Here is an 8,576-nt window from a genome sequence, read left to right as displayed (position 1 = left end):
GTGCATTTTAACTCTCGACTATATTTGGACATAAAAGACCCCCAATAATTGGTGTCCAACTATTGGGGGTCACTTCAGTTATCGGCTTTTTTTGATTATGTCGCTAAGGTGAATTAGCTTGCTTTTGGTTGAGCTACGTTACCTTCGCGAAGCGATTTTAATACCGTTTCTTTAGGGCCATCGGCCACGATACGACCTTGTTCCATAACGATAAGGCGATCTACTACATCAAGCATGCTGGTTTTATGAGTGATCAGAATTAATGTTTCTTCCGGACTCATATTATGTAGCTGACGCTTGATGAACATTTCTGAGCGGTTATCCATGCTACTGGTTGGCTCATCCATGATCATCACAGGTGGGTTTGATAAAAACGCACGAGCAATTGCAATTGCCTGACGTTGACCACCAGAAATAGCGTGACCACCTTCACCGATTTGTTTCTCAAGACCCGCTGCATCATGCTGAGTAAAGGCTGTTACACCAGCACGGTCTGCTGCATTTAGAATTTCCTTATCGCTTGCTAATGGACGACCTAAGGTGATGTTGTCACGGATTGAACCAAAGAACAGTGTGATATCTTGTGGCACACAACCAATGTTACGACGAATATCAATGTGATGTAGCTGATTGATATCAGTATCATCAATTAATACAGAACCTTCCGTTGGCCTATACAAGCCCATTAATAGACGCTCTAAACTGGTTTTACCTGAGCCAATACGACCAATGATCGCCACTTTTTCACCAGGATTAATGGTGAGGTTAATATTCCTAAGCGCAGCATGGGTTGCATTAGGGTAGGCAAATGACACGTTATCAAATTCAATTTTTCCGCGAATAACTGGGCGGTGAATGTAACGCTTACCATCTTCTTGCTCCAACGGCATTGCCATTAGCTGCTCAAGGATTGTCATCGCAGATTTTGCTTGATTGTAACGCGTTGATAGTAAAGCAAGTTGTACTAAAGGACCCACAGCACGACCGCTTAACATGGTCGAAGCGATCAAGCCACCCATGCTCAAGTCACCGTTAGCAATCAGATAAACACCCACTACGATCATGGCAACAGATACAAACTGCTGTAAGAAACCTGCTGTGTTTTGCACGGAATCAGTCAAGCGACGGGTTTTTAAGCCCCAGTTTGACATGTGTGATACTGCTTCTTCCCAACGGTATTGGAATTGGTTTTGCGCACCAAACATTTTCACTGTTTCAAGGCCAGATAAGCTCTCGATGAGGTTTGCGTGTTTTTGAGAAGAAAGGCGTGAACCTTCTTCAATGCTGCGACGCAATGGGCGCTGAATTAAGAAGCTGTAAGCCACTAAGATCAGAACCGCAACCAAAGGTACTAACGCTAAAGGACCTGCAATAATGTAGATCACCAGCAAGAAGAACAGAGCAAAAGGTAAGTCAATCAGTGATGACACCGTTGCTGATGTAAAGAATTCACGGATTGATTCAAACTCTTGCAAATGGCGAGCAAAAGCACCAACAGAGGCTGGTTTTGCTTCCATACGAATACCCATCACACGACTAAAAATTTTAGCTGAAATGAGCAAATCTGATTTCTTACCAGCCAGATCGATAAAATAGCTTCGCAGTAGTTTTAATACTAAATCGAAGATAAAGATCACGCTGATACCGATTGCTAATACCCACAGTGAATCAAACGCTAAGTTAGGGACGATTTTGTCGTACACCAAGCGTGTGAATAGGGGAGCCGCAATAGCAAAAATATTAATTAAGATCGAGGCAATAAATACATCACGGTAAATGCTACGTGATTCCCATAGGGTACTCCAAAACCAGTGACCATCACGGGTTTTTAAGATCTCCGGTGAACGCTCATCATAACGGAAACGTTTTTTGATCAGGAATAAACGACCAGAGTATTGTGCATTAAGCTCATCAAGCTTGATCCACTGTTCGCTACCGTCATTTTGCGGTAGCACAACTTCGGCTTCGCCTTTTTCTTTATCAATACTTAAAACGACACAAGCTTCGCCACCTTTAAGTAGGGCAATAACAGGAAATAGGAGTGAAGAGAGACCCTCTAACTCCATTTTGCTCTCTTTCGCTTGTAAGCCAGCCTTTTCTGCTGCACGCGGCAGTAGAAAAGGAGACAGTAAACCATCAGTTAGGGGTAAATCTGCAATTAGTGCGTCAGGTGAATTTGCCTGACCATAAAAGCGGCTGATGTATACGAGTGACTGCAGTAAAGGATCTTTCATTTTAATTCTCGTGTTTCAACTGATCAGTAACAAAACCTTGGAAGCCGAGAATATCCATTGCGGCTAATTTATCCTTTTGCTCAACTGTTTCAACACGTGTGGCGATTGTCTTCACAGACAGGTTATTTGCCGTACGTGTAATAGATTGAAGTACATCTGTCTTAATCTGATCATCAAGTTGCGAAGTATACGCAAAATCTAGTTTTACATAGCTTGGACGTAGTTTGTTTAAGTAGCCTGTAGAGCTGAAGTTGTGCCCATAATTATCAATACCGAATCGGAAACCATTTTGGTGAATGATTTCACACAGCAGTGATGCATTATCAACTTGTTTAATAAAGCAAATTTCAGGAAGTTCAAATAATACACGCTCTTTTAGTTGTGGTGTTGATTTTAACTTACTGTTTAACCAGCGAATAAAGCCAGTATCGTTGATGCTGCTTTGAGTAATGTTGATAGCAACAGGAACTGATTTTGGATTTTGTTCTAATTGATTGAATAGCTGTTCAACGATGTAGCGGTCAAAGTTAGCACCTTCGTTTAGCTGTTCAATCGCTGATAAGAATTGGCCTGCATTGTAACGTTGGTTATCTTTTTTTATGTAGGCAAATGCTTCTTTATGGATTGTATTGTTTGCAACATCGATAGCTTTTTGGAACGTAAAATGAATCAGCTTATTAGCAATAGCTTCTTCAACTAGGGCTTTCCACTGCTGCTTACCTAGGGTTGGCATTTCTTTTTTGTCGCTAGGCTCAATAATTGCTAATGGCTCTTTGGGTTCTTGGCGAGCTTTGGTTAATGAGTTATCTGCACTTGCTAATAGGGTAGAAATAGTTTCATTCTCAGAACAAAGCACGACACCAACGGCAGCATTGAGTGGGGCAATACCAAGAGGATCAGCATTAAGATCTGATGTCATCGATAGCATTTTTCGACCAGCTTGAATTAACTCATCTTTTGTTGCATTCGGTGAGATTAAAGCGAACTCAGATTGGTTTAAGCGAGCAATGGTAACATCATCATTTGCCAAGTCTTTTAAGCGTGCAGATAGCTCTTGAACGAGTTTATCACCGGACTCATAGCCAGATTGTGCGTAGCTATCTTCAATTGCATCTGCTTTTAACAACACCATACCGCCGTTAGGTTTGCATGAAAGCCATGAATTGATTTTTGATAGTAAGTAACTGCGGTTCGCAAGGCCAGATACAGGATCTTGGTATGCACGAATACGTAAGTTATCTGCTTCTTGTGCCTGTTGTTCAAAATGGCTTTGTAACTGTTCACTCATTGCGTTAAACGCAGTAACAACGTCAGCCAGATCACGAGTACGTGGTGTTGGTAAAGATGAAGTAAAGTGCTGAGTAGCCATTTCTTTTGCACTTTTCTGAATTTGTTTTAGTGGCTCTAGTACTTTTCTTAATACTACTGACAAGATAATTGCGCCGATAACAGAGCACACCACAAAGCCAAGCATTAGTTGTAGTGTCGCTTTCCATAACTGTTGGTAAGCAGACGCAGGGCTACTGGTAACCGTCAGGTTTGCAAGTTGCATCCAACCACTGGTTAAAGTCGTTGATTGGGTAATCGGTTTAATACTTACTAATGTTTGGAACCAGTCAGGAACACCAGCGATTGACTGAGGGTATTGACGAACAATCTCCTTATCAGAATCAAGTAGCGACAGTTTTACTTCACTGTAAAAGCTTGAGTCGAACGTTGCATTAATTACTGATTCTGCCGAAACCATATCTTTGTTTTCAAGGTAAGGAGAAAGGGCAAAACCGACTGAACTTATTGCATTACTCAATTCTGTTGATTGCTGGTGCACAAGGTAGTCTTTGGTAGTGTTAAATTGGATAGCAAAGACTGCACTTATCAGTGCGAAGAATACAACTAGCATCCATAATAGAAGTTGTCGGTAAAGTGTCATTGGTGTTCACTCGTTAATAAGTATTTTTAGGGCGGTGTAATATTATTTTATTAGAACGATTACGAAGATCATTCCATAGACTTAAGCGTGACGCTTTGCCTGCAACTTGGGTTTGGCCTTGTTTTTTGATCAGCCATAATTTGCTACCGTTAAAGCTATAGATAGGTAGTAAATCTTTTCTTTGTGTTGCAGGTAAAATTTCGCCTTTGAGATTATCTAAAATCACAGGTACAGAGGAGGGAGTAGGATAGTAGGCAACTACCATGTGAAATTGATTTAATTCAAGGGCCTTAACGTAAACTAGTCTTAATTTTTTGTCAGGAACGCCGAGCTCTCTTAAAGCGTGGTATTTTGCGATACTGAAATCTTCACAGTCACCAGCACCAACACCTACGAATTCATAAGGTGTAGCCCAGTAGTCTTCTTTTCCCCAAAGTTTCTGATCGCTAATAAAAACAAATTGGTTAAAGAAGTTATTGACAGCACGTAGCTTTTGCCTTTCCGATAAATGCTGTGAATTTTGGATTAGCGCTCGCCATGCCGTTGCTCGTTTGCCAGCCCGTTCCCCATAAAATTGCTTTATTTTATCGATCTGTTGTTTGTTGCTGGCAGCAAACACGTTCGCTGCCAGCACAAAACACAGTATCCAGAATGTTATTTTCTTCAACGTGGATTCTATCTATTAGTTTTCACGAACCGTGTAGATAGTCCATTCTTTCACAACATCGCCTTGAGAGCCAACAACTTGAGCCACAACACGACGGCTAAGTGTATTACTTTCTTCAACATTATCAGCTTTAACTGGATCGCTGTCACCAAAACCAACAGTCTTAATGCGAGCTGGTGATACGCCTTCAGTGATCAATGCTTGGCGAATAGCTTGTGCACGACGCTTAGACAGAGCAACGTTGTAAGATGCGCTACCTACTGGACTTGCATAGCCTTTCAGTTCAATGTGTGTATCAGGATATTTCGCTAAAAATGCACTCATGTTAGCGATATTTTCCATGTAACTTTCTGGGATTTCTGAAGAGTCATTTGCAAATAGCACGTGAATGTTATTTTCTTCAGAGTTTTTCACAAACGTTGGACAACCATCGTTATCAACCACAGCATCAATAGGAGTATCTGCGCAACGGTCACGTTGATTAATTACACCATCACTGTCTTGGTCGTAAAGGTTTTTAGTTTGTTTTGCCACTGGTGGCTGTTGAACAGTTAATGAACAACCAAATAGAGATAAAGCCAGTAAACCAGTAATTACGTATTTCATTCTTAAATCCTCTTATTTAACTGACTTAGCCCAAGTTTCAGGGATGTCAACACGCATCTCATCAAGGATCAGACCGGTTGCGTTAAGTACACGGTATTTCGCTAAAATGCCGTCGTACTCAGCCGTTAAATAAGCTTTTCGTGCTTCAAATAGTTCGTTTTCAGTGTTTAGAACGTCAAGTAGTGTACGTTGACCGATCTTAAATTGCTTTTCATATGCAATAACAGTGCGTGCAGAAGCATCAACGTGTTCTTGTAGGAACAGTTTTTGGTTCTTAGCTAAATCAAGCGCACTCCAAGATAGGCGTGTACCTTCTTCTAACATGTGATGAGCACGATCACGGATGTCTTTAGATTTATTGATCTGGTAAGCCGCACGGCGAGACTTAGCAACATCACTACCACCATTAAATAGGTTATAGCGCATTTTCAGCATCGCTTTAAGCTCATCAGTTTTGCCTTCCACACCATTTAGATCGTCACCCCATTCTTGAGATGCTTCGATAGTAAATGAAGGGTAGAAAGTACCTGTTGCTTGCTTGTATTGGTATTCAGCCGCATCAACATCGTTAGCTGCCATATGTACAACAGGGTTGTATTTATTGGCTTTTTCTAACGCATCATCTAGCGATTTTGGTAAATAATTTACGTCTACTTCTGGCTTAACAAGATCTTTTGGATACTGGCCTACAACACGAATAAACTGGGTGATCTTGTCATGTAAATTACTTTTTGCTGAAAGTAGGTTAGCGTTAGAACTAGCTAAACGACCTTCAACTTGTGCTAGATCGGCTGTTGAACCAATACCTGAATCAGCACGTTTTTTGATATCTGAATACATTTTTTGGTGAACTTTTAGGTTCGATTCAGACAGTGCTAGGACATCTTGTGCATGCAATACGTTTAAGTATGCTTCTGTTGCTTTCAGTGCTTTGTCTTGAGCATCAGATAGTAATTGGTAACGTTCAGCTTCTGTTTCAGATTTATTACGTTGAATGTCATTGTACGTAATAGAACCATCCCAAATAAGCTGGCGGATATTAATCGATGCGCTACGAGGATCCGTTTCTGACTTTAAATTTGAGTTATTGTATTTGTTATAGCCAACACCCGCTTCAAGATCGACAGAAGGTAAGTAGTCACCTTTAGACGCATTGATTAATTCATGCTTACTTTGGAATTCATTGTAAGCACTCTTAATTTCTGGGTTTGTCGAAATGGTTTCCGCGACTGCTTGCTCCAGTGACTGTGCCATTACTGGTGCAGTAACACATTGAAGACCAACGAGAAGGGCTGCTTTTTTTAATTTATGTTTCATCGTCATTTTATTATTCTCTTAACGCCGTGTGACGCGCTTTGAGGACTGGTTTAAGAAGATAATCAAGAACAGAGCGTTTGCCTGTAATGATATCAGCTGTGGCTGTCATACCAGGAATAATGGGCAGAGCCTCCCCATCGGGTCCCTTCAAACTACTTGCATCAGTACGAATCCTTACTTGGTAAAAGCTATTACCTTCTTTGTCTTGAATTGTATCTGCACTGATGGTTTCGAGTGTTCCATGTAAACCGCCATAGTTAGTAAAATCATAGGCACTAAATTTAATGATTGCTGGAAGATTTGGACGTAGGAAACCAATATCTTGTGGCGCAATTTTAGCTTCTATGAGTAACGTGTCTTCAGTTGGGACTATTTCAACTAACGGCATGCCGGGTTGAATAACGCCACCTACTGTATTCACGTGGATCTTTTGAATCGTACCGTTAACAGGCGAAACAACAGTGGTTCGTTTAACACGATCTTCTAGACCAATTTGTGTTTCGCTAAGGCTTGATAATTTATCGCTTGTTTCATTCAGTTGCGCTTGAATATCTGAGCGGAACTGCAAAGCAATATCAATGTATTTAAATCCCGCTTCTTGAATGGCCGCTTGGGTCACTGGGATCTGCATTTTTGCTGAGTTCAGATCACGTTTGGTATCGTTGAGTGAGCGTTGTAATTTTAATAGCTCAATACGCGGTACCACGCCTTCTTCAGCAAGTGGTTTTGTAATGTTGTACTCTTTCATCGCAATGCCGTAACTGCTTTGTAAGTTACTTACACGAGAACGTGTTTCTGCTAATTCTCTTTCTTTTTGCGATGCTTGTTGTGAGGCAACTTCAAGCTGGTTTTGTAAATTGTTTAATTTATCTGTAAATTGGTTTAGTTGACGACGTACCAATTCAGGGTGTGCTTTTTTAAATGCATCATCAAATACAGGTGGCTTACTCTCAACGGTGACACTGTTACGCCATTTGGTGTTATCTGTTTTATTGTTAACCGTTACACTAGCGAGTAGGGCATTTAAACGTAGAGAATCGGCTTGCATTGCAGCTAAGCTCTGTGTTTTCTCTTTAAAATCTGATTTAAACTGCGTGTCATCAATTAAAAGTAAGGTTTGACCTTTCTTTACTTGTTCGCCTTCTTTAACCAGTACCTTCTTAACAATACCGCCTTCTAAGTTTTGTACGACTTGTAATTGTGACGATGGGATCACTTTACCTGAGCCTGTTGTGACTTTGTCGAGCTTGGCAAAATATGCCCATATAAAAGCAGTAATAAAAAAGAGCACCATTACCCATAAGATAACACGTGCACTTTTTGGGGTGTTAAGTAACAAAGCAGCCGACTTATCATCGACAAAATCTAGATTACTAGCAGCAACAGGGGTGTCTTTTTTGCTCATTATCTATCCAAGTCAGGAAATCACTAGGGGTCAGTGATCGTCTAATTTTTTAATATTTATTTGTAAAATAAAATGTCATTCCTAATGATTTTTTTATCAGGTACATGACCATTTGGTGATATAGCTATCAATAATTTATTGAAGTATATTGTACATTAGTTGCATACGACAAGGGTATTTTTGGTTGCGTCTCATATGAATATTGTTACAAAGACTTACAAAAATACAATTGTATTTTAATTAGGCATTGCCAATGATATGACGTCAAATTATTGACGTAAAGTTTTTTTTAGAGCGAAAAATTTGCTCAAGTAGAATAAATTGCTGTTTAAGTATAAAAATAAGACTAAATATCAATAAAATGGCGTTTTTTTTGTGCTGTTTTTCTTAAAAAATATTTGAATTGGCAAACTGAAT

6 protein-coding genes are annotated in these 8,576 nt (G+C 40.1%); all 6 read right to left on the bottom strand.

All coding sequences use genetic code 11. The features are described from left to right. Positions 1–113 precede the first annotated feature (113 nt). Genes E5A76_RS14100 through E5A76_RS14075 form a run of 6 tightly spaced genes read right to left on the bottom strand, consistent with a single transcriptional unit; the run spans position 114 to position 8,159 of the window. On the bottom strand, positions 114–2,234 hold the full coding sequence (locus E5A76_RS14100; RefSeq protein WP_161119303.1) for a type I secretion system permease/ATPase: 2,121 nt from the start codon (positions 2,232–2,234) through the stop codon (positions 114–116). A gap of 1 nt (position 2,235) precedes the next feature. Next, complete coding sequence (locus E5A76_RS14095; protein WP_161119302.1) at positions 2,236–4,164, bottom strand: bifunctional diguanylate cyclase/phosphodiesterase; 1,929 nt, start codon at positions 4,162–4,164, stop codon at positions 2,236–2,238. A gap of 13 nt (positions 4,165–4,177) precedes the next feature. Next, positions 4,178–4,831, bottom strand: a complete 654-nt coding sequence (locus E5A76_RS14090) for a transglutaminase-like cysteine peptidase (RefSeq protein WP_237458940.1) — start codon at positions 4,829–4,831, stop codon at positions 4,178–4,180. A 15-nt stretch (positions 4,832–4,846) separates the two neighbouring features. Continuing rightward, positions 4,847–5,437 carry an OmpA family protein gene (locus E5A76_RS14085; protein ID WP_053988829.1) on the bottom strand — a complete coding sequence of 197 codons (591 nt, stop codon included), beginning with the start codon at positions 5,435–5,437 and terminating at the stop codon, positions 4,847–4,849. A 12-nt stretch (positions 5,438–5,449) separates the two neighbouring features. Further along, a complete protein-coding gene (locus E5A76_RS14080; RefSeq protein WP_053988830.1) occupies positions 5,450–6,760 on the bottom strand; it encodes a TolC family outer membrane protein in 1,311 nt (436 codons plus the stop codon). A 4-nt stretch (positions 6,761–6,764) separates the two neighbouring features. Continuing rightward, the gene (locus E5A76_RS14075) at positions 6,765–8,159 is read right to left on the bottom strand and encodes an HlyD family type I secretion periplasmic adaptor subunit (RefSeq protein WP_053988831.1); all 1,395 of its coding nucleotides are present in this window, start codon (positions 8,157–8,159) and stop codon (positions 6,765–6,767) included. Positions 8,160–8,576 lie beyond the last annotated feature (417 nt).

It is taken from the genome of Photobacterium lucens (assembly GCF_009873615.1).
GTDB lineage: Bacteria > Pseudomonadota > Gammaproteobacteria > Enterobacterales > Vibrionaceae > Photobacterium > Photobacterium lucens.
The sequence above is the reverse complement of the archived record's forward strand: the minus strand, read 5'-3'. Positions and strand labels throughout refer to the sequence as shown.

Bases quoted from the DNA above. Each gene is read 5' to 3' on its own strand.
- E5A76_RS14100 (WP_161119303.1), bottom strand. From the start codon at position 2,234: ATGAAAGATCCTTTACTGCAGTCACTCGTATACATCAGCCGCTTTTAT.
- E5A76_RS14095 (WP_161119302.1), bottom strand. From the start codon at position 4,164: ATGACACTTTACCGACAACTTCTATTATGGATGCTAGTTGTATTCTTC.
- E5A76_RS14085 (WP_053988829.1), bottom strand. From the start codon at position 5,437: ATGAAATACGTAATTACTGGTTTACTGGCTTTATCTCTATTTGGTTGT.
- E5A76_RS14080 (WP_053988830.1), bottom strand. From the start codon at position 6,760: ATGACGATGAAACATAAATTAAAAAAAGCAGCCCTTCTCGTTGGTCTT.
- E5A76_RS14075 (WP_053988831.1), bottom strand. From the start codon at position 8,159: ATGAGCAAAAAAGACACCCCTGTTGCTGCTAGTAATCTAGATTTTGTC.